The organism is Streptomyces sp. SID14436 (genome assembly GCF_010548465.1).
In the GTDB taxonomy this organism is placed as follows: Bacteria; Actinomycetota; Actinomycetes; order Streptomycetales; family Streptomycetaceae; genus Streptomyces.
The window spans coordinates 1-1291 of the sequence record NZ_JAAGMD010000041.1 but is presented as its reverse complement, the minus strand read 5'-3'; the positions used below and the strand labels follow the sequence as shown (position 1 = coordinate 1291).

Here is a 1291-nt window from a genome sequence, read left to right as displayed (position 1 = left end):
ACGCCACCGTGTCCCGGGCGCCCACCGGCCCGTCGTCCACGGACGTCTCCGGCACCACGCCGCCCGCGGGCGACCGCACACCGACCACGCCGCCGACCTCCACCCCGGAAGGGGCGGACGGACGGGCGACGGGCGGGCCGCCCCCGTCGCACTCCGTCACGGCGGGCCCTCCCCCGCCGACCGGCGCGTCCGGCGGAGACCCCTCGTCGTCGGCCGGTGGGGAATCGGCCGCCAGCGGCTAGCGGCACCCGGCGCGCGTTCCGCGCCCCTCCCTTCGCCCACCGACCGGTCCGACCGCGACCGTTCCGACGACCACGACCGCTGCGACCACGACCGTGAGCCACCCGTCCGCCACCCGTCCACCGACCTGTTCGGCATGCACCCGTCAACGGGGCGCGCCGTGCCCGTTCCGCCGGAGAGAGACCGTGATCCAGCCATGAGTACCGCGAGGCGGTCCGCCCCGGCATGCCGCCGCACCCCCTCCACCACCGCGGCGCCGGCCGTGCTGCCGCGCCGCGCGCCGCTCCCCGCGGGCCATCCGGATCCGGTGCTGGACGTCGTCGTCCCCGTGCACAACGAGGAGGACGACCTGGAGCCCTGTGTCCGGCGGCTCCACACCCACCTGACAGAAACGTTCCCGTACGCGTTCCGCATCACCGTCGCCGACAACGCCAGCACCGACCGCACCCCGGTGATCGCGGCACGCCTGGCCCGCGAGCTGCCGTGCACCGACTGGATCCGGCTGGCCGCGAAGGGGCGGGGCCGGGCGCTGCACGCCGCCTGGACCCGCTCCCGCGCGCCGGTGCTCGCCTACCTGGACGTCGACCTGTCCACCGACCTCGCCGCCCTGCTGCCGCTGGTCGCCCCGCTGATCTCCGGGCACTCGGACGTCGCGATCGGCACCCGCCTGGCCCGCGGCTCGCGGGTGGTGCGCGGACCCAAGCGGGAGATCATCTCGCGCTGCTACAACCACCTGCTCCGCGGCACCCTCGCGGTGGGTTTCACCGACGCGCAGTGCGGATTCAAGGCGGTGCGGCGGGACGTCGCCGAACATCTGCTGCCCCTGGTCGAGGACCGTGAGTGGTTCTTCGACACCGAACTGCTGGTGCTCGCCGAGCGCGCCGGGCTGCGGATCCACGAGGTGCCGGTGGACTGGGTGGACGACCCCGACAGCCGGGTCGACATCCTCTCCACCGCCCTGGCCGACCTGCGCGGCATGGCCCGGCTGGCGCGTGCCCTCGCCGGCGGGCGGCTGCCGGTGACCGCGCTGCGCCGCGCCGACGGACTGCCG

At 75.9% G+C, this 1291-nt stretch carries 1 protein-coding gene; it reads left to right on the top strand.

Annotated elements, in window-relative coordinates:
• Window positions 1–436: 436 nt before the first annotated feature.
• Window positions 437–1291, top strand: an 855-nt coding sequence (locus G3I53_RS01530) for a dolichyl-phosphate beta-glucosyltransferase (RefSeq protein WP_164437953.1), incomplete at its 3' end; no start/stop codon positions are given.